Origin of the sequence: Martelella alba (genome assembly GCF_006516955.1) — a bacterium.
GTDB lineage: Bacteria > Pseudomonadota > Alphaproteobacteria > Rhizobiales > Rhizobiaceae > Martelella > Martelella alba.
In genome coordinates this window covers 1-26,210 of sequence record NZ_VHLG01000005.1, presented here as the reverse complement: position 1 = coordinate 26,210, position 26,210 = coordinate 1, and the positions used below count along the sequence as shown (strand labels likewise).

The window sequence follows — 26,210 nt, the reverse complement described above, 5'->3', positions numbered from 1 at the left end:
CATTGCTCGACAAACCGCGCCACACGCCGATTGAACCCGTAACGGAAAGCCTGACGCTTTCCGATGGCGTGCAGCTGGTTGCCGATATCTATCGTCCGGCGGAGCAGGGCGACTACCCCGTTCTCTTGATGCGCCAGCCCTATGGCCGCAAGATCGCCTCCACTGTCACGCTCGCCCATCCCGCCTGGTATGCCGCCCATGGCTATATCGTTGTGGTGCAGGATGTGCGCGGCATGGGCGGCTCACAAGGCGATTTCGACTGCCTGCGCCAGGAAGTCCGCGACGGCGCCGAGACGGTTGAATGGGCACGCGCAATCACGGGCAGCAATGGAAAGATCGGCCTTTACGGCTTTTCCTATCAGGCGGTGACGCAATATTTGGCGCTGGCTGGCGGCGCGCGTGTTGATGCCATGGCACCGGCCATGGCCTCCTTCTCACCGGAACACGACTGGGCCTATGAGGGCGGCGCGCTGCGCTTTGGCGGCATGACCTTCTGGGCCCGGCAGATGGCACTGCTGAAGGCGGCGCACAAGGGGGATCGCGCAAGCTGGGACATGCTCGCAGCCCTGACCGATCCGGCCACAATCTACCGCGCCCTGCTTGCCCGCCCCGATCTGTCGCATCTGGCGCTCTGGGCCGAAAACAGCGCGGACTACTGGGAAACAGCTTCCCCGGCCCGGCTGCTGAAGGATATCGATCTGGCGATTCCCGTGCTGCATACCGGTGGGTTTGCCGATTTCATGCTGACCGGCACGCTCGCCGCTGACAAAGCCTTCCGCAAGGCATCCGCCGCAACCACGCATCTGATCATCGGCCCCTGGTCGCATATCCCTTGGAATGCCAGCGCCGGTGAGGCCCACCTGCCGGGAACGGCCGCCCGCGCGATCGACCGCGACCAGATCGCCTTCTTCGATTTTTACCTGAAGGGCCTCGGCGAGGCCCCTCCGGCGGCAAGCCTTTATGATATGGGGACGAATGCATGGCGCGACTTCGCCGATTTCCCGACTGGTGAAACGCGCAGCCTTGACCTTACCTCCGGTGGCCTTGCCGCGACCCATCTTGGCGATGGAAGACTTGGTGAGGCCGAAAAGGACGGAGGCTTTGACCTCATCGTTTCCGATCCCTTCCGCCCGGCGCCGCTTGTCGGCGGCCATCTGGGCGATCCGGCAGGCCCCGTGGACCGCGCAGCCCATGACAGCCGGTCCGATGTCGCCACCTACACCACCGCAGCTGCGGAAAACCCATTCACCCTTTGCGGGCCACTTACGGCCGAAATCACCGTGAAGACCGCTGAACCGGTCTTTGATCTTGTCGCCTCGCTCTCGCTTGTTTCCCCCTCGGGAGTTGCCCGTGTGATTGCCACCGGGACGACCAGAATCTCTGTTTCAGACAGACCGGTGAAAATCGACCTGCGTTCGATCTATCAGACCGTTGCGAAAGGAAATTGTCTGCGCCTTTCGCTTCAGATCGCCGCGTGGTCCGCCTTTTCCTATCCCGGCGAAGACCCGGCAGACGCCGACCCGATGGCCCGGCAACCGGCAACACTGGCCATTCTGCACGGCGGCGCAACAGCCAGCCGGCTTTACTTGCATGTCATGACAGAGGACCACGCAAATGGCGCCTAAGCCCTATCTCACGCTCGACAATGTCTCGGCGATCTATGGCGACACCACAGCCGTTTCCGGCCTTACGATCGAAGTGCCCAAGGGCGAGCTTCTGTCGCTGCTTGGTCCCTCCGGCTGCGGCAAGACCACCACGCTCCGGATGATCGCCGGTTTTGTCCAACCCTCCGGTGGCCGCATCTTCATCGATGACAAGGAGATTACCGGCAAGCCGGTGCACAAGCGCAATATCGGCGTCGTGTTTCAGTCCTACGCGCTGTTTCCGCATTTGAGCGTCATCGACAATGTCGGCTTCGGGCTCAGAATGCGCAATTCATCGCGAAAAGAATGGCGCGAGCGCGCTGGCCGCACGCTGGAAACAGTCGGCCTTTCCGCCTTTGCCGATCGCTATCCCGGCCAGCTTTCCGGCGGCCAGCAACAGCGCGTCGCCCTTGCCCGCGCACTGGTGATCGAGCCGGATGTCCTGCTTCTCGATGAGCCGCTGTCGAACCTTGACGCCAATCTACGTGCCGACATGCGCAACGAGATCCGCTCCTTGCAGCAACGCCTCGGCATCACCACCATTTTCGTCACCCATGATCAGGCCGAGGCGCTCTCCATGTCGGACCGCATCGCCGTGATGAGCAAGGGGCTGATGAGCGAGATCGGCACGCCGGTTTCACTCTGCGATGCACCGCAAAGCGCCTTTACCGCATCCTTCCTTGGCCACCGCACGGTGATTGACGGCAAGGTGGAAAACGGCATCTTCGTTGCACCTGGCCTCACCTGTGCCAATGCCCCGGCGAAGGCCCAGAAACTTGTTCTGCGCGCCTCGCGGCTGAAGATCGGCGAAGGCGATGGACCGCTTGCCGTGTCCGGCACGCTCACCAATGCCGCCTATCTTGGCGAGACCTATGAGGTCGACATCCAATCCGCCTGCGGCTCGATCCGCCTGATCGTTCCGTCGGATACCCCACCGCCTGCCATCGGAAGTCCCTGCAGCATTTCTGCCGAGGCTGGCGGCACCACCTTCATATAAATCAAAAAAACCGGAGAACAGCACAGATGAACATCTCAAGACGCTCAGTCAACAAACTGCTTCTCGGCGGCGCAGCCTCGCTTGCCGCTCCCTATTCCTTTGTCCGCGCTGAGACGCCGGACCCCAAGCCCGGCGATGAACTGGTCGTTGGCATTTGGGGCGGCGAGCAGGAAAAAATCGTCAAGGAATTCATCGAGCCCGTGCTTGTCGACAAGTATGGCTGCAAGATTTCCTACGTTCTCGGCGGCACCGTCGAGCGCCGTGCTCGCGCCTATGCTGAACGCGGCCGTCCGAGCTTCGACGTGCTCTACCTCAACATCTATGAAAGCCGCCAGGCTGTTGCCGATGGCGTGACCCAGGCACCGACCGATGCGGTCGAAAACGCCCAGTATCTCTACCCGATCGCCAAGAAGGGCGGCTATGGCGTTGCCATCAACCCCTGCACGATCGTCTACAACACCAAGAAGGCGTCCGCCCCGATCACCTCGTGGAAGGACATGTGGAACCCGGAATGGGCCGGCCGCATTGCCTGGCCGAGCGGCCTTGGCGCCGAAGGCATTTCGGCACTGATGATGTCCAACATCGCCTGGTTCGGCGATCAGACCAAGATGGCGCCTGATGGCTTCAACAAGGTCAAGGAACTGAAGCCGTTTGCCGCCATTCAGGGCAGCCAGGCCCAGCTTTTCGACATGTTCGATCAGGATATCGCCGATCTTTCGGTTGAATTCGGCAGCTATTGCGAAAAATACATCGAAGAGCGCAACCCCGATTTCGCCCTCGCCAAGCCGACCGAAGGCCAGGCGATTGCCATGAACGTCGCCTGCATCACCGAAGGCACCAAGAACCAGAAGCTCGCCGAAGAGTGGATCAACCTGCATCTGTCCGAACCGGTCATGCAGGCCTATGCCGAGCGTATCTACTACTCGCCGACCGTCAACAATGTCGCGATCGCCGATGATCTGAAGCCGAAGCTGATCATGCCCGATCAGATCGACAGCCTGGTAGACTTCGACTGGGATTACATCAACCAGAACCGCACCAAGTGGCAGGCCATCTACGACCGGGAGATTGCCGGATGAGGAAATGGCTTGGGCCGGCGCTTTCAGCGCCGGTCACCATCTGGCTGGCCTTTGCCTTCGCCGCACCGCTGCTTGCGGTGGTCATGCTGTCGCTGCACGAATATTCCGATCCCTTCGCGCCGCTTCTGCAGGCCCCGTCGCTGCAGCAGTTCATCGACATCGCCTCGGACAGTTTCTACTACAAGGTCGTGTTCGAGACGATCTGGCTCAGCCTGCTGGTGACACTGGTTTCTGCGCTGCTCGGCTATCCCGTTGCATTCTGGATTGCCCGGCTGCCGGTGAAATACCGGGCGCTGGCCTTTTCCATCATTCTCATTCCGCTGCTCACCAATGTCGTGGTGCGTTCGCTCGGCATCATCCTGCTCTTGTCGCCGGATGGGCTGATCAACACCGTGATCGGCTGGTTCGGCATTCCCTCCTTCAACAAGATGCTGTTCAATCAGGGCGCCGTTGTCGTCGCCCTTGTACAGGTCTTCATGCCCTTCATGGTGCTGGCCCTTTACGACAATCTGCAAAACACCTCGCCGCGCATTCATGAGGCCGCCGAAAGCCTCGGTGCATCGCCGGCGATGCGGTTTCTGACCGTCGACCTGCCGCTGTCGCTGCCGGGGCTGAAATCCGGCATGATCATCGTCTTCCTCATGGCCTCCACATCCTACGTCTCTGCCGTGATGCTTGGCGGCAAGAAGGTCTGGACCACCGGCATGCTGGTGCTGCAGGAGGCGATGCAGAACCTCAATACCTCGCTGGCTGCAGCGCTGGCGCTGATCATGACCGCCACCGGCCTGATCTTTGCCGTCCTCGCCACGCTGGCGCTCAACCGGATGATGGGTTGGCGCCATGGCGGCAAGAGCCGTCCGCTCGCCATTCCGCGCTTTGTCGAACCGCTTGCAAATATTGCTGGCCCGATCGTCTCCAAACTGCTGTTTGCGGCGGCTGTCGGCCTGCTGCTCCTGCCGCTGTTTCTCGTGGCAGTGCAGAGCTTCAACAATGTAGAACTGGCGACGGCGGCCGGTTTCCGTGGCTTCACATTGCGCTGGTACAAGGAAATTTTCATCAACGGCTATTACACTGATTCATTCCTGATCTCGGTAAAGCTCGCCCTTGTTTCGCTGCTTGTCTCGCTGATCGTGGCAGTTCCGGCCGCCTTTGCGCTGGCACGCTTTCCTTTCAGAGGCCGCTCAGCCCTGCTCGCCTTCTGGCTGCTGCCGCTGTCGCTGCCCCATGTCGCCCTCGGCGTCGGCATGCTGAAGCTGCTGCAGATCTATATCGCCATTCCGCCCTTCATCGGTCTGATGGCGATCCATGTTGTGGTAATCCTGCCCTTCGCGATCACGCTTCTGACAGCCTCCGTTCTTGGTCTCGACCACAGTCAGGAAGAGGCAGCTGCCTCACTTGGCGCCAACGGGATCAAGCGGTTCTTCCTGATCATCGTGCCGGGGCTGATGCCGGGCCTGTTCGCCACCTCGATCGTCGGTTTTCTGTTGAGCTTTGACGAAGTGACGGTGACGAGCTTCCTGACCACGGCGCGCATGACAACATTGCCGGTCAGGCTCTATGCCGAAGCCTCGTTCGAATTGCGTCCGACAGCCCATGCGCTCTCCACCGTGCTGATCCTGCTGACGGTGATCATGCTGGCGCTGGTTGGCCGCTTCGTCCGCCTCGACAGGCTTTATGCACGCTGAAGAAGAGCCAAAACAAAAAGGCCGGTGGAGCAAGCCACCGGCCTTCAGACTGCTGACAAAGTCATTCAGATTGCCTGTTTGGGGCGCTCCCTCCGTCGTCATCCCCGTGCTTGTCACGGGGATCCAGGCTCTTCAAGCATCGGACTAAAAGGGTCTTTCGCCGTGCAGATGCACGGCGGCTGGATATCTGTGTCAGGCACAGATATGACGCCAGTGGAAATTGGAAAGCTTCGTCACCCGCCTGAAAGGCCTCAGTCGACGATGGCGGCGCCGTCGGCGCGCGGATCGGTAGCAGCCTCCATCAGTCCGCCCGGATGCAGGACAACGGCGCCCGCATGACCGGCCGTATCGGAAAAGGGCGCGATCATCTCGACGTCGTGACCGGCATCCTTCAGCGCCTGAACCAGCGCCGGATCGAAGCGGTCCTCGAGTTTCAGCGTCGTGGTTTCCTCGCCCCAGGTGCGCCCGAGCAGCCAGCGCGGTGCGGTGATGGCCTGCTGCAGGTCCATGCCATAGACAATGTGACGGGTGAAGACGGCGCTCTGCGTCTGCGGCTGCCCTTCGCCACCCATGGTGCCATAGGCCATGACACGACCGTCACGCAGAAGCGCCATGGCCGGATTGAGCGTATGGAAGGGCCGCTTGCCGGGCGCAAGCAGGTTCGGGCCAGGCTTGAGCGAGAAGCCAGCACCGCGGTTCTGGAAGTAGACGCCGGTTTCCGGGCAGGTCAGCCCAGAGCCGAATTCCCAGTAAACCGACTGGATGAAAGAGACCACATTGCCGTAGCGATCGGCTGCCCCCATCCAGATCGTATCGCCTTCCGCCGGATCATAGGGCCAGGCAAGCGCCCGGCTGCGATGAATCTTTTCCGCCAGCGCATCCAGCCGCTCGCCGTCCAGCCAGTTCTGGGCCGGCTCAGTCATGAAATCAGGGTCACCCAATCCCGCATTGCGCAGGATGAAGGCCTGTTTGGTGGCCTCGATCAGCCCATGGACATGATCAAAGCCCTCGCCTTGCTCGACCGCCAGGCGGTCAAAAAGGGCAAGGATCATCAGCGAGGCAATCCCTTGTGTTGGCGGGATCATATTCATCAGCACGCCATGCGAGGTGCCGACTTTCAGCGGCTCAACCTCACGCGCCGCATAGGCGGTGAAATCTTCGTAGCGCAGCGGCGAGCCGTGATCCTCGAGAAAGGCCGCATGGGTTGCCGCCAGCTCACCGGAATAGAAGCTCTCAATGCCCTCGGTGGCAATCAGCTTCAGCGTCCGTCCGAGTGCACGCTGTTTCAGCCGCTGACCGGCAGCAGGAACCTCACCATCCAGAAGGAAGGTTTCGGCAAAACCCGGCACATCCTTGAGACCCGCCAGCTTGTCCGCCGTGCAGACCGACTGGTTGCCGGTGACTGCAATGCCATCACGGGCATAGGAGATAGCCGCATCAAGCAATTCATCGAGCCCGAAGCGCAAATCCGCCTCGACCAGATCAAGCGCTTTCGCCCAGCCGCCAAGCGTGCCCGGCACTGTAAGGGCCGCATGCCCGCCCCGTGTCGGCATGGCCTTTGTGTGGCCGCGCTCGGCATACCATTCAGGCGTGGCCAAACCCGCAGCCTGACCACAGGCCGAAATGCCGGTGACAGATCCATCGTGACGGCGGATCAGCCAGAAGCCATCGCCGCCGATGCCGTTCATATGCGGATAGACGACGGCAATCGTCGCCGCAGCGGCGACCATGGCCTCCATCGCCGTTCCGCCCTGACGCAGAATATCGCGCCCGGCAAGCGCTGCAGCGCGATGCGGTGCTGAAAAAGCACCCTCAAACCCAAGGGCTGCATGAAGCATGATGACAGTTTTCCTATCGCATGAACAATTTTGCGGTTTCGATCAAAAGCCGATCCGATCCGGGGGCCGCCACCAGCGACAGACCGATCGGCGCACCATCGACAAGGCCGAGCGGAATCGAAAGCTGCGGCAGGCCGCCATGGCCGGCAATTGCCAGCATGGAAAGCGCCCGGTTGCGGAAATCCTCCACCGCGTCGTTACCGGCCGTCAGAAGCGGGGCCGGTCCGGGGGCCGTCGGATAGACCATCACCACACCCGGCTGCAGCACCTTCTCAAGATGCGCCCTGAAAGCATTGCGCTTTTCGACCGCATCGTCAAATGCCGCCTTGGTGATTTTCGACGCCATGGCAAAACGCTCGCGAATGCCGGGCCCGAAATCGGGTTCACGCTTTTCAATCCATTCGCCGAAAACCTGCCAGACCTCGTAGCCCTGATGAATGCGGAAGACCGGCAGCAGATCGGTGATATCAACCTTGGCAAGCAGCGGGCTGTCATTGCGATCACCGCCCGGCAAGGCCTGTTTCAGCTGCGCGGCAGAGGCTTGTTCGCACAGATGCCAGACATCGGCCGGATACCAGAGCCGCACCTCTTCAGCCACGCTTTGCCCGGCAGCAAACAGCTTGCCGAGCTGGCGCATGGTGGAAAGATCGCGGGTCATGAAGCCCGGCACATCATAGCTTGGCGCCAGCGCCAGAAGCCCTTCCGGCGGGACCAGCCCATGGCTCGGACGCCAGCCGAACAGGCCGCAGAATGACGAGGGCAGCCGCACCGATCCGCCGGTATCCGAACCAAGTCCGATATCGGCAAGCTTGCCGGCAACAGCGGATGCGGAGCCGGACGATGAGCCGCCGGGAACGCGAGCCGGAACCGCCGGATTGACCGGCGTGCCATAGCGCGCATTCACGCCCATGAGACTATAGGCAAGCTCATCCATCTGCGCCTTGCCGACAAGGGTCGCACCCGCATCAAGCAGCATGGAGACGGCGGCTGCATGACCTGTCGCCGGTAACTGATCTTCTGCCCATTCCGGGTTCCCGCCGCCCGTGACAGTGCCCGCCACATCGAAATTGTCTTTCACCGCAACGGTGAAACCAGACAGCAGATCCGAGCCCGGCATGCTTTGCGAGATGGCAGGATTGAAATGAGAGATGAATGCATCGGCGGGTTTGGTCATCGGCATGTCTTTCTTGCGAAAAATCGAAAAGGGTGCGCCCCGGCTGGGCGGGGCGCACCGATGAAGAAGATGATGACGGCAAGCCCGGCAAAAGGGCAAGCACTGCTTTGGTTTTTCTGCACTGGCGCATCGTTCTTTTCGAAAAGAGCGATGCGTAGATTCAATAAGATAGAGCGTTCCGGTACGTCCAAACGGACGCACGTCGCTCTAATCCGGTTGTGGGAAAGCCATCCGCAGATCGCGCCGCCGCCTGCCCGTTACAGGCATCAGGCAGACCGTCTGATCTGTCAGTGCGAGGCGCCCATCAGCGAGACATGCGCGGCGGCAATCTTCCAGCCCGAGGCGGTGCGGATCCAGGTCTGGCTCTGCCGTCCCTTCACCGTAGCGCCGGGACGCTGGAACTCCAGATCACAAACAGCACAATCGGCTCCGAAGGTGGTGATCTGGCGGCGCAGCACATCGCGTTTCGGCGAACCGCCCGTGCGACCTTTGCGAAAATCACGGATTTCGGCAATGCCGTAAAGATTTTCACCGACGCCGTAACGCAGGGTCAGTTCACTATCCCAGAACAGCGCATCCAGCGTATCGAGATCATTGTCCATAAGCGCTTTTTCATAGAGATCGCAAAGCGCCGTCACCTCTTCAAGCACGGCGGCTTCGTTGACGGGCTGGACGGCAGCATTTTTGTCTTCAGTCATGGGAACACCGGTAGATCAGGCAAGCCCCGCAACGATTTCATCCGACGAACAGACAAATCCGAAGCACTGGCGCGTATTGTAGAGCGTTGCCTCCATGCAGAAGGCGGGCGAGGTGGTGGCCGAGCAATCCTCGACCATCAGGCAATCATAACCAAGGAAATTTGCATCCAGCAGCGTGCAGAGCACGCATTGGTCGGCATTGACGCCGGCAAAAAGCAGCGTCGTCAAACCGAGATTGCGCAGGATACTATCAAGCGCCGTGTCCTGAAATCCGGACATTCGATATTTGTCGACCGAGATATCGCCGGGCTCGATGATCAGTTCATCGACAACGGCCGCTGCCCAGCTATCCTTTTCCAGCACCTTCGCGCCGTTCTCCAGCGGGTCGCCAATACCGGTCTCACGCCCCGTAGGCTTATAGACATGCAATGTCGATGGCGGCAGATTGGCACGGTCGGGGCGATTGCCCCAGTTGAGCCAGATGACCGGCACTGCAGCCTGGCGCAGCAATGGCAGCAGCCGGGTGAGCGGCTCGATCGGCTGGCGCGCCGGCGCCACGTCAACACCAATCGAGGCCAGCCAGCCATCGGGATGGCAGAAATCATTCTGCATATCGACAATGATGATGCCGGTGCGATTGAGATCAAGCGTGATCTTTCGGCCCTTGTCGGTGACCGTCAAAAGTCGGGGGTCCGGCTGCGGGCGCGACAGCACGACCTCTTCGGCAGAGACATTCCAGGCAGTTTGCGGATATGTGCCAAGCGGCAGGCGTTGATCAGCCGCCGTCATCAGGCCGCCTTTCCGGTCAGGACCTGCAGATCTTCTGCATCAAGCTCAACCGGCTCACCGCTGCGGATCAGTTCGGCAAAATCCTGGTTGGGCGTCATCACCGTCAGCGTGTAGAGCTTGGAGGAACCGGTATTCTTGACGATATGCTCGGATCCCGGACGCAGCATCAGTGCATCACCCTTCTTGATCGGCATTTCCTCGCCGTCACTGGCCGCAATGCCCTCACCTTCGAGCACGTAGAAAAACTCATGCGCATGGCTATGTTCGTTCGGCGGCGTGGCACCGCCAACGGTGAAGATCTCGATCACCAGAATATGCTCGATGCCGTCTTTCTGCGGATCGAAAAGGATCGCAAAATAGTTGGTATCCTTGGGCGAAATCCGAAAGGCCTGTGCCTTTTCAACCTGTTCGAAGGAATAGCTGAGCATGTTAAAATCCTGGGTCCCTGAAGCAATTGAATGGAAAAGGGCATGGACGGAGCGGATTAAGTCAAGGTGGTGGGAGACCTTTCACAAGGCCCGTCCATGCCGGGTACAGAGACGCGAAAACCTGCCGCAAGCGGAGGGGGGAATTAGAGCCATTTGGCAGGCTGCAAGGTGGAAGCGTATTTCTGTACCAACTTCAGAATGCCAGAAAAACAGCGCTGTAAAAGCATTTATTTTCGCATATATTGTTGACTAAAAGGCAACAAACAGACAATTCTGGAATGGCCCTTCATGCTGCATGGACGTTTACTCAACTATCTCGACGAAGTCGCCCGCACCGGTTCGGTGCGCCGTACCGCAGAGCGGCTCAACGTTTCGGCCTCGGCGATTTCGCGCCAGATTGCCAGTCTTGAAGAGGAACTCGATACCCAGATTTTCGATCGCACCAAGCGACGGCTGACGCTGACGGCGGCGGGTGAAATTCTCATCGGCCATGTGCGCGACACGCTGAAGGGCATGAACCGCGCCGAGGCGATGATCGAGGACCTGAAGGGGTTGCGGCGCGGCGAGGTGACGATTGCACTGATGAGCGGGCTTGCCGCCAATCTGGTGCCACGCGCCATCGGCCTGTTCCAGCGGGCAACGCCGGGCGTGCGCGTGTCGCTCAAACTGATGACCACCGGCGATGATATCCGCGAAGCGGTAACGAGTGGCGCTGCCGATCTCGGCCTTGGCTTCGATTTTCCCGCCGATATCGAAATCGCAGTCCATGAAATCGCCATCGGCCGGCTTGGTGTCGCCGTCGCCCCAGATCATCCGCTGGCGCGCTCGACCAGTATCCGGCTTTCCGAATGTGTCGGCTATCCCATGGTGGTTGCCGATCCGACAACGGCGATCCGACCGCATATCGATCAGGTCTTTGCCCGCGCAAACCTGCAGCTTCATTTCGCCATCGAGGCCAATTCCATTGAAATGATGCGCCACCTTGCCATGAGCGAAGGCTATGTGACCGTCCTCACCCCCTTTGATATCGCCTTTGAAAGCCGGATGGGCCGCCTCACCTATGTGCCGGTGCGCGAGTTTCAGTCCGACACGCAGCAATTGATGCTGATCGGCGGCCGCCGCAATCTCTCCGCGCTCGCCAGCGTCTTTGCCGAACATATGCGCAGCGTCATGCGTGACATGGCCGACTGAGCCCCGTGTCCCGCTTGAGGCATCGGGGTGCGCTGAATTTGATGCTTTTCACGCAACGCCATGATTTTCTTAAATAGCAGCAAACCCGAATGCGTGAATTTCAGTGAGGACCCTTCATGCTCAACACCAAACAGCCGCTGCTGCGTCGTTTCTGGTACGCAACCGTGCCGGTTTCGGCCCTGAAGGACGGCCCGAAACCCTTCACGCTGCTCGGCGAGAATATCGTGCTCTTCCTTGATGCAGACGGCGCACCGGCAGCACTGGAAGACCGCTGCTGTCACCGTACCGCCAAGCTTTCCAAGGGCTGGTGCCGCAATGGCAATGTCGTCTGCGGCTATCATGGCTGGGAATATGACCGGTCCGGCAAGCTGGTCATGGTGCCGCAATTTCCCTTTGAACAGCCGATCCCCAACGCCCATGCCAAGGCGTTTTTCTGTCGCGAGCGCTATGGCTATGCCTGGGTGGCACTCGACGAGCCGATTGGCGACATTCCGCCCGTGCCGGAAGAAGACATGGATGGCTATCGCCGCATTCACCAGTTCTATGACCGCTGGGAAACCTCGGCGCTGCGGCTGATGGAGAATTCCTTCGACAATGCCCATTTCTCCTTCGTCCACCGCGACAGTTTCGGCCAGATCGATCAGCCGCGCCCGGAGAAATACGAGATCACCGAGACCGATTACGGCTTCGAGGCGGAAACCATCGTCGAGGTCAACAATCCCGAATATGGCCGCAAGATCACCGGCGATCCGAACCCGACCACCAAGCGCCACATGCGCAACAAATGGTTCATGCCTTTCTGTCGCCGGCTCGATATCGAATATCCATCGGGCATCCGCCACATCATCTTCAACTGCGCAACGCCGATTGATGATGGCGCCATCCAGGTCGTGCAGCTTCTCTACCGTAACGACACGGAAGAAGACGTCTCCACCGAGGAACTGATCGCCTGGGACGAAAAGATCGTCATGGAAGACAAGGACGTGCTGGAATCGACCAATCCCGACGCGATCATCGACATGTCGCGCAAGATCGAGATGCATATGCCCTCAGATCGCCCCGGCATGATCATGCGCAAACGCCTTCTGGCGCTGTTGCGTGAACATGGCGAGGAAGAAGTCCCGGCGTGACGGCCAACGGTGCCCGCAGCAAATGCGGGCATTCAGACTGTTGACAAAGTCGTTCAGATTGCCTGTCCGGGTTGAATGGCCGCCCCCTCCGTCGTCATCCCCGTGCTTGTCACGGGGATCCAAATTCATAAGACCTTGAATAGAAAAGTTCTTTCGCCGCGCGGACGCGCGTCGGCTGCATGCCTGTGACAAGCACAGGCATGACATCAGCAGAAGGGAGCGAGGTTTGTCAGCAGTCTGGATGCCCGCAGCAATGCGGGCATTTTCCTTTTGATGCCGCTGCATTATGCTCGGGCCGAAACCAATGACCGGGCATAATTCTCCATGCTGCATTCCCGCATGCTGCGCTATCTCGACGAAGTCGTGCGCGCAGGCTCCATCCGCCGTGCCGCCGAGCGGCTCAACGTCTCTTCCTCCTCGATCAACCGGCAAATCCTGGCGCTGGAGGAGGAGCTGGGCGTGCCGATTTTCCATCGCCTGCCCAATGGCATGCGACTGACCCAGACCGGCGAATTGCTGATCGCCCATGTGCGCGCCACCCTGCGCGAGCACGAAAAACTCCAGACGCAGATCGACCAGATCCGCGGCATTTCCGGCGGCGAAGTGCGGCTAGCATCCATGGGCGGGCTGATGGGCGGCGTCTTGCCCGATGTGATCCGCGCCTTCAATCGCTCGCATCCGCGCGTCACGGTGACGGTGAAGGCGATGCTGGCAGCGGAGATCTCAGCCGCACTGACGGCGGGTGAAGCCGATCTCGGCCTCGGCTACAATCTACCTGATGCGCCGGGTGTGAAGGTGACGGGGCGTTTTGCAACCCGGCTGGGCGCCGTGGTTTCCCGTAGCCATCCGCTGGCGGCAAAGGGCATGGTTTCGCTTGAAGAGCTGATGACCTGTCCGGCCGTTCTCGGCGATCCGTCGATGACGATCTACCAGCTGATCATGGATGCATTCCGCGGCGCAGATCTCGAATTCCGCCCCGCTTTTCTCGCCAATTCCAATGATTTCATGCGGGAAATGGTACTGGACGGCGAAACGATTACCTTCCTGTCGCGCATTGATGTGCCGGAGACGGATCAGGCGGGTCCACTCACCTATCTGCCGATCCGTGACAAGACGCTCAAATCCCAGACATTGATCCTTGCCCGGCGCGAAAAGGGACCGGTCGATGCCGCCGTCTCCGTTCTCGAAGGCGAGATCGGGGCGAGCCTGGAACGTCTCAGCCCCGCACAGCAATAAGATCAGGCGGCTTTTGCACTGGCCGCAGGCACGGCAAAGCGGCCCATGGTGCGCTCGATAACGTCAACCAGAACCATGGTCTGGTGATCAACCTCGATATTGAGAAGATCGCCCGGCCTGTAGTTCGCGAAGGTGGTCTGACGCAGCGTTTCGGGGATCAGGTTGATGGTGAAGAGATTGCCATCGGCCTCGGCGACTGTCAGTGAGCAGCCATTGACCGCCAGAAAGCCGCGCGGAAAGATGTATTTTGCCCATTCTTCCGGCACACGAAAGCGGATATAGGCGCCCTCATCACTGATCGAGATTTCCTCGACGGCGGCCGTGGTCGCCACATGGCCGGCCATGACATGGCCGCCGATCTCGTCGGTCAGCTTGGCCGAGCGTTCAACATTGACCTTGTCGCCGCTTTTCAACTTGCCGAGATTGGTCCGCTCCAGCGTCGCTGCCATGGCATCGAAGGTCACGCGATGACCATTGATGCTGGTCACACTCATGCAGGTGCCTTCGATATTGACGGAGGCACCGATCTTCAATTCGTTGAGAAGCTCATCGGTGAAGGTGACGGCGAATTCGGTATAGCCCGTATTCTTGGTGACGGCCTCGAGCGGGCGAACGGCCTGAACAATTCCTGTATACATGAACGCATCCTTTGTGGTTCCAAAAAGAGCGTCCCAGGGCATAAAGCATAGGCTGCGCGGCGCTCCGAACACCGGACCGCCACCCATCTGCTTCGTCTTCTTCCATCCGGACTGTAACCGTCGGTTCTGGAGTTTGACCAGATCTGCTGACCCTGACATCTGGCGATATCAGGCGCTCGCGGACTTAGCTGCATGGACCTTGAGAAGAGATCACCAACAACACCACCGCCGGTGGGGAGTTTCACCCCGCCCCGAAGACAGGCACAAGATAAGGGCTTGCGGTAAAAAGGCAAGCGCCGATCACATGGTCAGCGTCCACCAAATGGCAACTAAGCGTTCACAGGTGCTGCAGTTGAAGCAGCACCCCTGACGGAATTTGGTGCTGGCAGGCATCGCTTCCCTTCCCCTAGTGTGGGCAAAGCAAGGTTGACGATGATCAACCACCAACAAGAAAGGAACAGCTATGGCCGTTCAGGATCTGGCCGAGATTTCAGGCGAAGAACTCATTCCCGGCTTCGGCCTCGAAGTCATCGATTTCGATATCAACACGGCGAGTGCAGCCGAGGTTGCCGCGATCAGCGATGCGTTCCAGAAAAAGGGCGCGCTGGTGCTGCGCAACCAGACACTCGACGCCGATACGCTTTCAGCCTTCGCCGCCAAATTCGGCACGCTTGAGGGCAACAAGATCCAGGATTTCACCCTGCCCGGCCATCCCGAAATCTACGTCCTTTCCAACAAGATTGTCGATGGCAAGCCGATCGGCGCGCATCTGGACGGCATTACCTGGCATACGGATGGCACCTATCTTGAATTCCCGCCGATGCTGACCCTGCTCTACTGTCTCGAGACACCGCCGGAGGGCGGCGAAACGCTTGTCGCCGATGCCTCGGCTGCCTTCTATGCCCTGCCGGAAGATGAGCAGGAAAAGCTGGACCAGATGGATGTGCTGCATTCCTACAACTGGTTCATGGAAACCCGCGCCATCAACGGCAAGCAGCTGAGCGAAGAGGAAAAGCTGGAAAATCCGGACGTCATCCACCCCTTCGTGCGCACCCATCCCGTCGATGGCCGCAAGGCCTTCTTCATCTCCACCGGTGCCGCAAAGGAAATCATCGGCATGCCGGAAGATGAGGGCCGCGCATTGGTCAAGGCCATGGCCGAACATGTGACAAAACCCGAATTTGTCTATAGCCACAAATGGCAGAAGGGCGACCTGTTGATGTGGGATGACCGCATCACCCTGCACCGCGCCAGCATGTATGACGACAAGGCCTATGAGCGGCATATGTGGCGTATCTGGGTGCGCGGCGAACGCCCCGCCTGATCAACGGTCTATAGACTTCATAGATCGCCCGCTGCTTACCCGGAGCGGCGGGCGCTGATAATATGGGCCAATTCTCATACCCGCCCGGAGCATGCCCTTTCATGGAACAGATTTCGCCGCCGAACAGCCCTGCCGATCTCGTCGTCGGCGGCGCACAGGTTCTCACCGGAACGGGTAGCAGGACCAGTTTCCGCCTCGGCGGCGTGGCGGTGAAGGATGGCCGCATCACTGCGGTTGAGAGCAATGTCGCGCTCCTCGGCCATATCGGCCCGGAAACGCGCATTGTCGATGCCGAGGGTGCAATCCTGATGCCGGGGCTTATCAACACCCATTGCCATGCCGCCTGCGCGCAACATCGCGGCCTGATCGAAAATCTCGCGCTTGAACCCTGGCTTGATGAAGTCTGGAAGGCAGAAAGCCGCTATCTGACGCCAGCCACAAGCCGTATCGGCGCTTTCGTCGGGCTTGCCGAACTGCTCCTGTCGGGCGTGACAACGGTGATGGACATGTTCTGGATCGCCGAACCCGTTGCAGAGGCTGCAGCTGAAACCGGCATCCGCATTGCCACCGGCAGCTGGTTTTTCGATGGTCCGGGCATGTGCGGGATCACGCCGGATCAATGGCTTTCCCGCGCGGAGGCCTTTTTCGAACGTTGGCAGGGACACCCGCTGGTACTGCCCGGCTGCTATCCGCATGGGTCCTACACGGTCGGCCCGGATAATCTGAAGGCCGCCTTTGCGCTTGCAGAAAAAAAAGGCGGACATTTCTCCACCCATGCCGCTGAGACGGCGACAGAACAGAAGATCATTCAGGAGCGCTATGGCCGCTCGGTCATACACCATATGGATCACCTCGGCCTTCTCGATCCGCGCACGGTGCTCGCGCATTGCGTCCATGTCGATGACGGCGAGATCGAATGTCTGGCGAAAAGCGGCACCACCGTCGCCCATAATCCGGTGTCGAACCTGAAGCTCGGCTCAGGTATCGCACCTGTCCCGGCCATGCTGGATGCCGGCATCAATGTCACGCTTGGCACAGACAGTGCGATTTCCGGCAACGATACCGATATGTGGCTTTCCATGCGGCTGGCAGCGCTTTTGCCCAAGGGCGTGCAACAGGACCCGACGGTGATCAAGCCCGATGATGTTCTTGCCATGGCGACCGTCAACGGTGCAAAGGCCCTCGGTCTTGCCGACCGGCTCGGCACGATCGAACCGGGCAAGATCGCCGACTTCATTCTGGTGGAAACCAGGGCGCCGCATGCGGCCCCGATCTATGATCTTGCGACCCATATCATTTATGCCGCTGGCAAGTCCGATGTCCGCGATGTCTTCATCGCCGGCCGTCAGGTTGTCGAGGACCGGCGCCTGACCACGATCGATCTGGATTACTGGCTCACCGAAATGCGTGGCCTTGGCCAGTTGATTGCCAGGGGCGAGCCGCTTCCCGAAGAACTCGCCTTTCACGGCTTTTGAGGCCGCGCCTCAATCAGCCGTAAGTCGGCGGCACGTTCAGCGCAGCCTCATCGAGCTTTGCGGTGATCGCCGCCATTTCATCCGCGCTGAGGCTGACATTGGCAGCGGCGACATTTTCATCCGCCTGGGCGCGGTTACGCACGCCGGAAAGCACATGGGTGATGCCGGGGCGTGCCAGCGTCCAGGCCAGCACCAGCTGCACCATGGAGATATCGTGGTCTGCGGCAATCGGGGCGATACTGTCGAGGAAGGTGTTGACGCGGGTGATAACATCTGGGGCAAACCGCTTGCTTTCACCGCGCACATCGCCGCTACCGAAAGAGCGTTCCGCACGCATGCGCCCGGATAAAAGCCCCATGGCAAGCGGCGAATAGGCGAGGATGCCGACGCCTTCGCTAAGGGCCAGCGGAATAACCTCACCTTCGAGATCCCGGCTCACCATGCTGTATTGCTCCTGCATCACATCGACCTGACCGACGGCCAGATAGTCTGCCAGTTGCTCCGCCGAGGCATTGGAGATGCCGATAGCGCGGATCTTGCCCTCTTGCTTGAGCTCAAGCAGGGCCTCCATCGTCTCGGCAATCGGCGTTGTCGGTTCCTGGAAATGGGTCTGATAGAGGTCGATATAGTCGGTTTTCAGCCGTTTTAGCGATGCCTCGACCTCCATGCGTATGGCATCGCGACCGAGATAGCGGTGGACCTTGCCATACTCGCTTGGAAAGAAGAACGCGCCCTTTTCGCCGCCCCAGACGAGGCCGCATTTGGTGGCAAGCACCACGCTGTCACGCCGCCCGGAAATCGCCTTGCCCACCAGTTCCTCGGCCAGGCCGAAGCCATAGATCGGCGCCGTGTCGATCAGGTCGATACCGGCATCGAGGCCGGCGTGAATGGCGGCAATCGAGGCGTCCTCATCGGTTCCGCCCCAGTCACTGCCGCCAATGGCCCAGGTTCCAAGCGCCAGCGCGGACGCCGAAATGCCGCTCCTGCCGATTTCGCGTTTCAGCATGGGGTTCTCCCTTCGTCGTCTCTTGTCGGTACTGTTCAGTTTTGCGGCCGCATGAAGCGGATCACCGGCTCCAGCCGTGTTTCAGGAATTTCGCCGGAGGCGGCAAAGATCTCTTCAGCCTCATCAAGGCTTGTCGTGTCAGCAAGGGCTTTCACACCATGGCAGGCGACCTCGACCATCACTTTCGGGTCAAAGAACAAAATGGTTGCCGCAAGCGGTGTGATCTTCACCGCACTGCCCCATGGCGTGTGAGTCTGAACCCGGCGATAGCCAAATTCGCCGCGCGCGGCGAGCGCGGCATAATGTTCGATCGGATCGGGATAAAGTTCACAGGCTGAAAGCATTTCGGCGACGTCGCGATGGCTGAGCCCGATGGCGCCGAGATAGCCGCCGGCCGCCATCACACGGCTGACACGTTCATCCAGCTCCTCAAGCCGCATTTCTCCATCAGAGCCGTAGCCCGCAAGGCCATAGACCACCGGAATTTCAAGCTGTGTCAACGCCGCCAGCACAATGAAATCAATGAGTGAGGTCTGGGCAGGGACGACTTCCTTTCCGTCATGGAATGAATCTGAACCGATGTCGACGCCGACAATCAGGTCGATCCCTTCCTTTTCGATCAGCGCGGCAAGCGCATCACGCAGGCCCGTTGCCCCCTTTGTCAGCCCGGCAACGAAGGGTTCTCCCGGCAGAAGATCTGCCAGCACCGCTTCGGCCGGTTTGCAGGACTGGCCGTAAGTGGTCTCGATCCCGACGCCGACGATGCCCGGCACCCACTCACGCGAGGGCTTGAGTGCGCCGACATCATAAACCACCGGGCCGTAGGTCATGGCGGTCGGATCGGCTGAAATCGGATCGCCCTCGGGCATCCACCAGGATGAACCGACACCGCCAACGGTGATTTTTTCCACACCAAGCAGCTTCAGATAGTTTCCGACCGGGATCGACTGGATCACATCACCGCCGCCGCCGACGCCAATGATCAGGGCATGCTTTGCCTTTAGGGCCAGCTCCGTGAATGAGGGCGGGTAGGACATGTGGTTCTCCATTTCGTCTGTCAGTCATGAAAGGACAGGGCCTTTGCAACAAGACTAGCCGGGCGATCGCGCCGCTGGCAGCGCCCCGGGGGCAATAGACTCTATAGACGGAAGCCATGCCGCCCGAAATCCGGGCCGTTCGGACCGGGAGGACAGGGTTCATGGCATTTGGTCAATGAAGTCTATGGGAAATTGACGATGTTCAAGTCTGCGTGACTGGCACTATCGTTTCAGCACGACACATTGTCACTTCACCACACGGGAGTTGAAACCATGCGCGTCACCGAACGGCCCGAGCTTCGCCGCTTCTGGTACTGCATCATGCCGGTTGACGATCTCAAAAGCGGACCGAAACCCTTCCGGCTTCTGGCTGAAAATATCGTGCTCTGGCTTGATGGCGAGGGAAAACCGCGCGCGGTTAAGGACCGCTGTCTTCATCGCACCGCCAAGCTTTCAGCTGGCTATGTCGAGGATGGCAACATCATCTGCCCCTATCACGGCTGGGCCTTCAACGGCAAAGGCGCCTGCGTGAAGGTGCCGCAGGAGGTCGACCACCGCCCCAAACCCTTTGGCGTACCGGGCTATTTCTGCGATGAACGCTATGGCTATGTCTGGGTCGCACTGGAAGAGCCGCTCCATGACATTCCGCATCTGCCGGAATTCTACGATGACCGTTTTCGCCAGGTGAAGGAGTTCCGCGAGATCTGGACCTGCAATCCGCTGCGCCTTGTCGAAAACAGCTTCGACAATTCGCATATCGCCTTCGTGCACAAGGGAACCTTTGCCGAAGCTGACCCGATCCCGGCAGAAAACAGCTTCAAGGACACCGAAGACGGCTTCATTTGCTATAATGAAGTGCCGGTGAAAAACCCGAAAGAAAACCGTGAAGCACTGCTGACGACGGAAGAAAAGACCGTCCGCAACAATGCCAACCAGTTCTTCCTGCCCTTTTCGCGCGCCGGGCGGATCTTTTATCCAAACGGGCTCACCAACATTCACTGCACATTCGCAACGCCGATTGACGAGGGCCGCACCCAGCGCATTCAGTTCGTCCTCAGAAATGACACGGATGCCGATGTCGCGCCGGAAAAGGTCATCGCTTTCGACCGTGCCGTCTCGGATGAAGACAAATTCGTGATCGAAACCACCGACGATGAAGTGCCTCTCGATGCCTCCGAGGGCGTGGAAATCTCCATGCCATCGGACAGGCCCGGCATTTTGATGCGCAAGAAGCTGCGCTTGTCCTTCAAGGCAATGCAGCCCGAGGCCGCCGAATAACAACACCTTATCCAGACAACGCAACGACCAGAACGGTACGGAGAAGTCATGAACATTCTCGATAAATCGACAGGCAGGCGTCAATTCCTCAAGGCAGGAGCAGGGCTTGCCGGGCTTGCGGCCATACCCGCATTTATGTCAGCGCCGGCGCGCGCTGCCGATTACGGCAAGATCGGCGTCCAGCTTTCCTGGGTCGCCAACACTGAATTCGCTGGCGAATTCTTTGCCGATGCCAATGGATACTACAAGGATCAGGGCTTTACCGGCGTCGACATCATTCCCGGCGGCCCCTCTGCCGCACCGGCCGAAATCGGCCTGATGCAGAAGAAGGTCTTTTACGGCATCTCGCTGCCGGATCTGACCGCGGCCGCGATTGCCAAGGGCGCCACAGTAAAGACCGTTGGCGTGCAGTATCAAAAAAACCCTTTCTGCATTGCCTCGCTGAAATCCAATCCGATCACCACGCCGGAAGAGATGATCGGCAAGAAGATCGGCGTTCAGGCCGTCAATGAGACGACATGGAACCTGTTTTTGAAGCTGAACAATATCGACCCCGCTTCGATCAACAAGATCCCTGCCCAGTTTGATCCGACGCCGCTGGCCGTTGGTGATGTCGATGGCTGGATGTCGTTTTCGACCAATGAGCCGATCTCGCTGGCGCTGAAGGGTGTTGAAACCGAAGTGATGATGTTTGCCGACCACAATTTCGAACTGGTGTCGGAAACCATCGTTGTTCACAATGACTCGATCGCCAATGAGCGCGACAAGGTCAAGGCGATGCTGAAGGCCGAAATTCTTGGCTGGAAGCAGGCGCTGAAGGATCCGGAAGGGGCCGCCAAACTCGCCGTTGAGGTTTATGGAAAATCGCTCGGCCTGCCGATGGATGAACAGATCATGCAGGCAAAAGCCCAGAATGAGCTTCTTGTCAGCCCCTATACCGATGCACACGGTATTTTGACGATCAGCCCGGAGTTGATCGCCCGCAATATCGAGATCCTGAAGGCCAATGGCTTTGACCTGACCGCAGACCAGCTGTTCGACATGTCGCTTCTCGATGAGGTCTATGCAGAAGATCCCTCGCTCAAGGCCTGAGGACCTGCCATTGACAGATCAAGTTGCAAGCAATGCCGCGCCAACCGGTGGGCCCTTCAGGCCCGCCGGTACCGGCTTTGATATTGAGGGACTGTCCAAGCATTTCCGGCTTGGGCGCAAAAGCGTTACGGCGATCGAGAACATTGATCTCAAGACGCCCGAACATGCCTTCATCTCACTGATAGGCCCGTCGGGCTGCGGCAAGTCGACCATTCTCAGAATTGCAGCGGGCCTTGAACCGGCAAGTTCCGGCCGGGTGCTGATCCATGGCGAAACACCGGCCGAGGCGGTGGCCAATGGCGAACTCGGCATTGCCTTTCAGGATTCCGCCCTTCTGCCCTGGCGCAGTGTCGCCGACAATATCGCTTTGCCGCTACAGGTGGCCGGACGACCGGTCGACAGGAAGAGGATCGCTGATCTCATCGAACTTGTCGGGCTGACGCCCTTTGCCAGTGCCAGACCGGCCCAGCTCTCCGGCGGCATGCGCCAGCGTGTCTCGATTGCCCGCGCGCTGGTGCTGGAACCGTCCGTATTGCTGCTCGACGAACCTTTCGGTGCACTGGACGATATGACCCGGCGGCGGCTCAATGTTGAGCTGATGCGTATTCTCGCCCGCCGGGCAGCAACCGTTTTGATGGTGACCCATGGCATTGACGAGGCGGTGCTGCTTTCCGATTTCATTGTCGTCATGGCCGCCCGGCCCGGCCGGATTGTCGCAACGATTCCGGTGAACCTGCCGCGTCCACGCGATGCGGAGATCATGCGCACGCCCGAATTTCATGCGCTGGTCGACCAGGTCAGCGACCTGTTGTTCGGCAATGGGGTCGATCATGACTAAGGCACGGCAATGGCTGACCGGTCTTGTGATCCTGATCGCACTCTGGTGGGCTGCAGGCGCCCTGCATCTGGCGCGCGGCATGGTGCCGACGCCGGGGGCTGTTGTCATCCGGCTTTTCTCCGATGGCTGGTCCTTCTACGGCCCCAATGTCTCCGCCACGCTCTACGAAGCCGCACTCGGCTATCTGTGGGGCAACGGACTGGCGATCCTGCTGGCCTTGCTGGTGATGATGATCCCTGTTCTGGAGCGTCTCGTGGTCCAGCTCGCCGTGATCTCCTATTGCGTGCCGCTAATCGCGATCGGCCCCATCCTGTCGCTGACGCTGTCGGGCCAGCAGCCGATGATCACACTGGCGGCGCTTTCCGTGTTCTTCACCACGCTTGTCGGCGCACTGATGGGGTTGAAGGCGGCAGATCAGGCGGCAATCGACGTGGTGCGTGCTTCCGGCGGCGGACGGTTTGCGACCCTGCGCTATATCCGGTTCCAGACCGCCCTTCCCGCCCTTTTTGCGGCTCTGGCGCTTGCCGCCCCTGCCGCCTTTCTCGGCGCCGTGATCGGCGAATGGCTGGGTGCAGTACAGGAAGGGCTCGGCATCGCCATGGTCGTTGCCATGCAGCAGATGCTGGCCGACCGGACCTTCGGCATCGCGCTTCTGAGCGGAATCATCGCCGGTGCTGTCTATGCGCTGATAAGGCTTGCAGGGCATCTGCTTCTGCCCTGGGACCGCTCAAATGCGGGAGGGGCATAAGCATGGGAGACACTTTCCTGTCCATGACACTCAAAGCCCTTTCGGCACTAGCCATGTCTCTGGCGTCAATCCTCGTCGTGCTGGCGCTCTGGTGGGGCTATCTCATCATCTTCGACATCAATAATTTTGTCGGCAAGACGCCGCTTGACGTCTGGCACTATGCCTTCGCCAGTCCAGCAGCTGCAGCCAATCGCGCCTCACTGGCGGCCGATATGTGGATCTCGCTTGGCCATGCCGGCCTCGGCTTTGTCGCCGGCATGGCGATCGGCACTCTTCTGTCGGCAAGCTTCATCATCTGGCCGGTGGCGGAACGCACCATGATGCCGCTGGCGCTGGTGCTGCGCTCGGTCCCGCTGGTGGCCATGACGCCGCTGATCACGCTGATTTTCGGGCGTGGTCTTGGCTCGGTCGCGGTGATCGGCGGACTTGTAGTGATCTTTCCCGTGCTGATCAACGTGGTGCTCGGCCTGCGTTCCGGCTCGCCCTTGTGGTTCGATCTGGTCAGAAGCGCTGGTGGCGGCACTTTCACCTATCTGCACCGCATTGCGCTACCGGCAGCCCTGCCGTCGATCCTTACCGCCGCCCGCATTTCTGTGCCGGGTGCCTTTATCGGCGCACTTCTCACCGAATGGCTCGCCACGGGCGATGGCCTCGGCTACCGCATGCAGATCGATGTCACCCAGTTCAATGCCGACGATCTATGGACATCGGTGGCGCTGGTGACGGGGCTTTCCGTTGCGATCTACGCCGTTTTCGGCGCCACGGAGAAACTGCTTTTAGCCCGCATGGGGCTCAAGCGCTGAAGGGCTCAGCCCTGCTCGCCAGCTTCCATCTCGACAGCAATATCGGCAAATGTCGCCTTGACCTGCTCCCTGAGCCAGCGATTGGCGGGCGAGCGATGCTGACGTTCATGCCAAAGCATCTGGAACTTCATCCGTGACAGCGCTTCAGGTGCCGGAACAATCGCGATCGGCAGCGTTTCCGACAAATGTTCGGCAAAAGCCCGCCCGGTGGTGAAAACAAGGTCGGATTCTGCGACGATAAAGGGAATAACCCCGAATTCCGGCACGGAAAGCGTGATCTGACGGCTATGGCCAAGGGCCTTCAACCGGCTGTCGATAGGTGCTGTGGCAGCCAGGTTCAGCGGAGTCGGGGTAATGTGTTTCAGCGTCAGATAGGTCTCAAGCGAGAGCGATGCTGCCCCCGCCAGAGGATGCGCGCGCCCCATGATACACACAAGATCCGTTGCCATCAGCGGCGCTATTCTAAGGCTTTCGGGCTCGATCGGCGCATTGACGACGGCAATATCGAGTTCGGACGTTTCGAGGGCCGCTGCGACATTGCCATCGGCGGGAATGGGACAGAGATCTGCCGTAATCCCCGGAGCAAGCCGCCTGAGGCGGGCGACAAAACGCGGCAGGAAGATCGGCCCCAGACTGTTGGCGGCAATCAGGCTGAACCGGCGCTCACTCGTTTCCGGTACAAACAGCCCCGGCTCGACAAAATGGTCATCGATCTCGGCAAGAATGCGCATCACCGCCGGCCGCAGTTCCACCGCGCGGGCTGTCGCAACCAGATGCGTGCCGCTTCGGACCAGCAGCGGATCGCCAAGAATGTCACGCAGCCGGCGCAGCGCCGCAGAAATCGTTGGCTGGGTCTGCCCCATCAGCTCGGCGGTGCGCGAAACACTCTCCTCCTCCAGCAATACGCTCAAAATCCGCAGAAGCCGGATATCGAGCGCCCCGAGAGAATTGGAGGAGGATGACTGAACTGACATGATGATCGCCTGGCTGGCATATGAAACGAAATAGGGATGATAACGGCATCAATGACCGAAACAAGACATGTCAGCAACCGCTTGCCGGATCAGTTTTTGGGCGGCAGCGAATAGGCATTTTCGATGGCAATCGAAAGCCATTCGTCAAAGGCGTCATCCGACAGGGTCTCGGCGTCGACAAAATAAAAGCCGCGCATCTTCCGTCCGCCCTGCATCATCGGCTCGGCAGCCCCCAACTGCGCTGCGGCTGCATCATTTTCCTTGCCAATACGAAACAGGAAGCGCCGGGCGCTATCCTTCCGGCCGCTTGCCGCGCCGACCATATGACCGTTCAGCATGAAGCAGATGCCACCAAACATCTTCTTCTCGCTGAAACCCTGCAACGGTTCCAGCCGCTCACGCAGCTTCATCGCCAATTCCTCGTCAACCGCCATCTTCATCTCCCGATATCTGTTCGGCAAATGAGATGATGAAACCGTCAGATGATGCAAGCCCTTCTCGCAACGCTCCGCCTCATGCACAGAAATGATGCATGAAACTCTGTCAAAATACCCGTTTTCGCCAAGGATTGCGTCAGACGCATAGCCGCGTTGAGGCAAACCACCTGCCTGAGTTGTGAGGAAAGGCCTATATCAGGGTCAACAGCAAGCGATGAGCGCCAGCAAGACCTGAGCGACACGCTGAAACCCAATTCACGAGGAGATCGAAAATGAGCATGGCACGTTCTTTCAACAACTGGATGAAGTACCGTCAGACCGTCAGCGAACTGAACCGCATGTCGGGCCGCGATCTGGCTGACCTCGGCGTCAACCGCGAAGACATTCGCCGCGTTGCCCGCAAGGCTTCCTTCTAAGACCTTTACAAAGGCTGACGATCCCTCCTCCCGATTGTCGCCACATGAAACGCCCGCCGGTTCCTCCCCCGGCGGGCGTTATTTTTTGCGCGCGAGCCAACCGGCCCTGCACAGAAATGATGCATGAAACTCTGTCAAAATACCCGTTTTCGCCAAGGATTGCGCCAGACGCATAGCCGCGTTGAGGCAAACCACCTGCCTGAGTTGTGAGGAAAGGCCTATATCAGGGTCAACAGCAAGCGATGAGCGCCAGCAA

At 59.6% G+C, this 26,210-nt stretch carries 25 protein-coding genes and 1 riboswitch; of the genes, 15 read left to right on the top strand and 10 right to left on the bottom strand.

The genetic code is table 11. The features are described from left to right. Positions 1-2 precede the first annotated feature (2 nt). From FJU08_RS11005 to FJU08_RS10990, 4 genes are read left to right on the top strand one after another with little or no spacing between them, the layout of a single operon-like run. On the top strand, positions 3-1,625 hold the full coding sequence (locus FJU08_RS11005) for a CocE/NonD family hydrolase (protein WP_141149067.1): 1,623 nt from the start codon (positions 3-5) through the stop codon (positions 1,623-1,625). After that, complete coding sequence (locus tag FJU08_RS11000; protein WP_141149066.1) at positions 1,615-2,640, top strand: ABC transporter ATP-binding protein; 1,026 nt, start codon at positions 1,615-1,617, stop codon at positions 2,638-2,640. The genes FJU08_RS11005 and FJU08_RS11000 overlap by 11 nt, the downstream gene beginning before the upstream one ends. A 26-nt stretch (positions 2,641-2,666) precedes the next feature. Further along, complete coding sequence (locus tag FJU08_RS10995; protein ID WP_141149065.1) at positions 2,667-3,719, top strand: ABC transporter substrate-binding protein; 1,053 nt, start codon at positions 2,667-2,669, stop codon at positions 3,717-3,719. Then, positions 3,716-5,404, top strand: coding sequence for an ABC transporter permease subunit (locus tag FJU08_RS10990; protein ID WP_141149064.1), 1,689 nt, complete (start codon positions 3,716-3,718; stop codon positions 5,402-5,404). The genes FJU08_RS10995 and FJU08_RS10990 overlap by 4 nt, the downstream gene beginning before the upstream one ends. A gap of 251 nt (positions 5,405-5,655) precedes the next feature. Here the strand turns inward: FJU08_RS10990 and FJU08_RS10985 are convergent, their stop codons facing one another. The 5 genes from FJU08_RS10985 to FJU08_RS10965 all read right to left on the bottom strand — a co-directional run bounded on the left by FJU08_RS10985 (position 5,656) and on the right by FJU08_RS10965 (position 10,331). Beyond that, on the bottom strand, positions 5,656-7,242 hold the full coding sequence (locus FJU08_RS10985) for a gamma-glutamyltransferase family protein (protein ID WP_141149063.1): 1,587 nt from the start codon (positions 7,240-7,242) through the stop codon (positions 5,656-5,658). 13 nt (positions 7,243-7,255) lie between these two features. After that, positions 7,256-8,416, bottom strand: coding sequence for an amidase (locus FJU08_RS10980; RefSeq protein WP_141149062.1), 1,161 nt, complete (start codon positions 8,414-8,416; stop codon positions 7,256-7,258). Positions 8,417-8,703: 287 nt separating this feature from the next. Beyond that, positions 8,704-9,114, bottom strand: a complete 411-nt coding sequence (gene hpxZ / locus FJU08_RS10975) for an oxalurate catabolism protein HpxZ (protein ID WP_141149061.1) — start codon at positions 9,112-9,114, stop codon at positions 8,704-8,706. Positions 9,115-9,129: 15 nt separating this feature from the next. Further along, positions 9,130-9,903: a cysteine hydrolase family protein gene (locus FJU08_RS10970; RefSeq protein WP_141149060.1), complete on the bottom strand. Its 774-nt coding sequence runs from the start codon at positions 9,901-9,903 to the stop codon at positions 9,130-9,132. After that, positions 9,903-10,331, bottom strand: a complete 429-nt coding sequence (locus FJU08_RS10965; protein ID WP_141149059.1) for a cupin domain-containing protein — start codon at positions 10,329-10,331, stop codon at positions 9,903-9,905. Before FJU08_RS10965 ends, FJU08_RS10970 begins: the two co-directional genes overlap by 1 nt. A gap of 288 nt (positions 10,332-10,619) precedes the next feature. Between FJU08_RS10965 and FJU08_RS10960 the strand changes: the two genes are divergently transcribed. The 3 genes from FJU08_RS10960 (at position 10,620) to FJU08_RS10950 (ending at position 13,888) form a co-directional block, all read left to right on the top strand. Next, a complete protein-coding gene (locus FJU08_RS10960) occupies positions 10,620-11,522 on the top strand; it encodes a LysR family transcriptional regulator (RefSeq protein WP_141149058.1) in 903 nt (300 codons plus the stop codon). A gap of 116 nt (positions 11,523-11,638) precedes the next feature. Next, entirely contained in the window at positions 11,639-12,652 is a 1,014-nt protein-coding gene (locus tag FJU08_RS10955) for an aromatic ring-hydroxylating dioxygenase subunit alpha (protein WP_141149057.1), read from the top strand. A 324-nt stretch (positions 12,653-12,976) separates the two neighbouring features. Beyond that, positions 12,977-13,888, top strand: a complete 912-nt coding sequence (locus FJU08_RS10950) for a LysR family transcriptional regulator (RefSeq protein WP_141149056.1) — start codon at positions 12,977-12,979, stop codon at positions 13,886-13,888. A gap of 2 nt (positions 13,889-13,890) precedes the next feature. On the opposite strand, the gene FJU08_RS10945 is transcribed toward FJU08_RS10950, so the two are convergent. Continuing rightward, positions 13,891-14,526: a riboflavin synthase subunit alpha gene (locus FJU08_RS10945; protein WP_141149055.1), complete on the bottom strand. Its 636-nt coding sequence runs from the start codon at positions 14,524-14,526 to the stop codon at positions 13,891-13,893. Positions 14,527-14,616: 90 nt separating this feature from the next. Further along, positions 14,617-14,789, bottom strand: a riboswitch (FMN riboswitch). 200 nt (positions 14,790-14,989) lie between these two features. Here FJU08_RS10945 and FJU08_RS10940 point away from each other — a divergent pair. Both FJU08_RS10940 and FJU08_RS10935 read left to right on the top strand, forming a co-directional pair. After that, positions 14,990-15,850, top strand: coding sequence for a TauD/TfdA dioxygenase family protein (locus FJU08_RS10940; RefSeq protein ID WP_141149054.1), 861 nt, complete (start codon positions 14,990-14,992; stop codon positions 15,848-15,850). A gap of 101 nt (positions 15,851-15,951) precedes the next feature. After that, positions 15,952-17,325 (top strand): amidohydrolase family protein, encoded by a 1,374-nt coding sequence (locus tag FJU08_RS10935; RefSeq protein WP_181409813.1) that lies wholly within the window; start codon positions 15,952-15,954, stop codon positions 17,323-17,325. 13 nt (positions 17,326-17,338) lie between these two features. On the opposite strand, the gene FJU08_RS10930 is transcribed toward FJU08_RS10935, so the two are convergent. Continuing rightward, complete coding sequence (locus FJU08_RS10930; protein ID WP_141149052.1) at positions 17,339-18,331, bottom strand: aldo/keto reductase; 993 nt, start codon at positions 18,329-18,331, stop codon at positions 17,339-17,341. 35 nt (positions 18,332-18,366) lie between these two features. After that, positions 18,367-19,368 (bottom strand): DUF1152 domain-containing protein, encoded by a 1,002-nt coding sequence (locus FJU08_RS10925; protein ID WP_181409812.1) that lies wholly within the window; start codon positions 19,366-19,368, stop codon positions 18,367-18,369. 273 nt (positions 19,369-19,641) lie between these two features. On the opposite strand from FJU08_RS10925, the gene FJU08_RS10920 reads away from it, so the two are divergent. Genes FJU08_RS10920 through FJU08_RS10900 form a run of 5 tightly spaced genes read left to right on the top strand, consistent with a single transcriptional unit; the run spans position 19,642 to position 24,127 of the window. Further along, complete coding sequence (locus tag FJU08_RS10920) at positions 19,642-20,646, top strand: aromatic ring-hydroxylating oxygenase subunit alpha (protein WP_141149050.1); 1,005 nt, start codon at positions 19,642-19,644, stop codon at positions 20,644-20,646. 48 nt (positions 20,647-20,694) lie between these two features. Further along, positions 20,695-21,738 (top strand): ABC transporter substrate-binding protein, encoded by a 1,044-nt coding sequence (locus FJU08_RS10915; RefSeq protein WP_141149049.1) that lies wholly within the window; start codon positions 20,695-20,697, stop codon positions 21,736-21,738. A 10-nt stretch (positions 21,739-21,748) separates the two neighbouring features. Beyond that, a complete protein-coding gene (locus FJU08_RS10910) occupies positions 21,749-22,576 on the top strand; it encodes an ABC transporter ATP-binding protein (RefSeq protein WP_235890658.1) in 828 nt (275 codons plus the stop codon). Continuing rightward, positions 22,569-23,324, top strand: a complete 756-nt coding sequence (locus tag FJU08_RS10905; RefSeq protein WP_141149047.1) for an ABC transporter permease — start codon at positions 22,569-22,571, stop codon at positions 23,322-23,324. Before FJU08_RS10910 ends, FJU08_RS10905 begins: the two co-directional genes overlap by 8 nt. 2 nt (positions 23,325-23,326) lie before the next feature. Next, positions 23,327-24,127, top strand: a complete 801-nt coding sequence (locus FJU08_RS10900; protein WP_141149046.1) for an ABC transporter permease — start codon at positions 23,327-23,329, stop codon at positions 24,125-24,127. Positions 24,128-24,132: 5 nt separating this feature from the next. On the opposite strand, the gene FJU08_RS10895 is transcribed toward FJU08_RS10900, so the two are convergent. Next, on the bottom strand, positions 24,133-25,101 hold the full coding sequence (locus FJU08_RS10895) for a LysR family transcriptional regulator (RefSeq protein WP_141149045.1): 969 nt from the start codon (positions 25,099-25,101) through the stop codon (positions 24,133-24,135). An 89-nt stretch (positions 25,102-25,190) separates the two neighbouring features. Further along, positions 25,191-25,535 (bottom strand): TfoX/Sxy family protein, encoded by a 345-nt coding sequence (locus FJU08_RS10890; RefSeq protein ID WP_141149044.1) that lies wholly within the window; start codon positions 25,533-25,535, stop codon positions 25,191-25,193. A 275-nt stretch (positions 25,536-25,810) separates the two neighbouring features. Here FJU08_RS10890 and FJU08_RS10885 point away from each other — a divergent pair, with 275 nt between their 5' ends. Continuing rightward, positions 25,811-25,954 carry a DUF1127 domain-containing protein gene (locus tag FJU08_RS10885; RefSeq protein ID WP_141149043.1) on the top strand — a complete coding sequence of 48 codons (144 nt, stop codon included), beginning with the start codon at positions 25,811-25,813 and terminating at the stop codon, positions 25,952-25,954. Positions 25,955-26,210: the final 256 nt, after the last annotated feature.

Coding starts and splice junctions, on each gene's coding strand:
- FJU08_RS10995 (WP_141149065.1), top strand. CDS start 2,667: ATGAACATCTCAAGACGCTCAGTCAACAAACTGCTTCTCGGCGGCGCA.
- FJU08_RS11000 (WP_141149066.1), top strand. CDS start 1,615: ATGGCGCCTAAGCCCTATCTCACGCTCGACAATGTCTCGGCGATCTAT.
- FJU08_RS10930 (WP_141149052.1), bottom strand. CDS start 18,331: ATGCTGAAACGCGAAATCGGCAGGAGCGGCATTTCGGCGTCCGCGCTG.
- FJU08_RS10920 (WP_141149050.1), top strand. CDS start 19,642: ATGCGCGTCACCGAACGGCCCGAGCTTCGCCGCTTCTGGTACTGCATC.
- FJU08_RS10935 (WP_181409813.1), top strand. CDS start 15,952: ATGGAACAGATTTCGCCGCCGAACAGCCCTGCCGATCTCGTCGTCGGC.
- FJU08_RS10925 (WP_181409812.1), bottom strand. CDS start 19,368: ATGTCCTACCCGCCCTCATTCACGGAGCTGGCCCTAAAGGCAAAGCAT.
- FJU08_RS10965 (WP_141149059.1), bottom strand. CDS start 10,331: ATGCTCAGCTATTCCTTCGAACAGGTTGAAAAGGCACAGGCCTTTCGG.
- FJU08_RS10960 (WP_141149058.1), top strand. CDS start 10,620: ATGCTGCATGGACGTTTACTCAACTATCTCGACGAAGTCGCCCGCACC.
- FJU08_RS10980 (WP_141149062.1), bottom strand. CDS start 8,416: ATGACCAAACCCGCCGATGCATTCATCTCTCATTTCAATCCTGCCATC.
- FJU08_RS10950 (WP_141149056.1), top strand. CDS start 12,977: ATGCTGCATTCCCGCATGCTGCGCTATCTCGACGAAGTCGTGCGCGCA.
- FJU08_RS10890 (WP_141149044.1), bottom strand. CDS start 25,535: ATGGCGGTTGACGAGGAATTGGCGATGAAGCTGCGTGAGCGGCTGGAA.
- FJU08_RS10895 (WP_141149045.1), bottom strand. CDS start 25,101: ATGTCAGTTCAGTCATCCTCCTCCAATTCTCTCGGGGCGCTCGATATC.
- FJU08_RS10990 (WP_141149064.1), top strand. CDS start 3,716: ATGAGGAAATGGCTTGGGCCGGCGCTTTCAGCGCCGGTCACCATCTGG.
- FJU08_RS10955 (WP_141149057.1), top strand. CDS start 11,639: ATGCTCAACACCAAACAGCCGCTGCTGCGTCGTTTCTGGTACGCAACC.
- FJU08_RS10945 (WP_141149055.1), bottom strand. CDS start 14,526: ATGTATACAGGAATTGTTCAGGCCGTTCGCCCGCTCGAGGCCGTCACC.
- FJU08_RS10900 (WP_141149046.1), top strand. CDS start 23,327: ATGGGAGACACTTTCCTGTCCATGACACTCAAAGCCCTTTCGGCACTA.
- FJU08_RS10940 (WP_141149054.1), top strand. CDS start 14,990: ATGGCCGTTCAGGATCTGGCCGAGATTTCAGGCGAAGAACTCATTCCC.
- FJU08_RS10970 (WP_141149060.1), bottom strand. CDS start 9,903: ATGACGGCGGCTGATCAACGCCTGCCGCTTGGCACATATCCGCAAACT.
- FJU08_RS10885 (WP_141149043.1), top strand. CDS start 25,811: ATGAGCATGGCACGTTCTTTCAACAACTGGATGAAGTACCGTCAGACC.
- FJU08_RS10985 (WP_141149063.1), bottom strand. CDS start 7,242: ATGCTTCATGCAGCCCTTGGGTTTGAGGGTGCTTTTTCAGCACCGCAT.
- FJU08_RS10905 (WP_141149047.1), top strand. CDS start 22,569: ATGACTAAGGCACGGCAATGGCTGACCGGTCTTGTGATCCTGATCGCA.
- hpxZ (WP_141149061.1), bottom strand. CDS start 9,114: ATGACTGAAGACAAAAATGCTGCCGTCCAGCCCGTCAACGAAGCCGCC.
- FJU08_RS10915 (WP_141149049.1), top strand. CDS start 20,695: ATGAACATTCTCGATAAATCGACAGGCAGGCGTCAATTCCTCAAGGCA.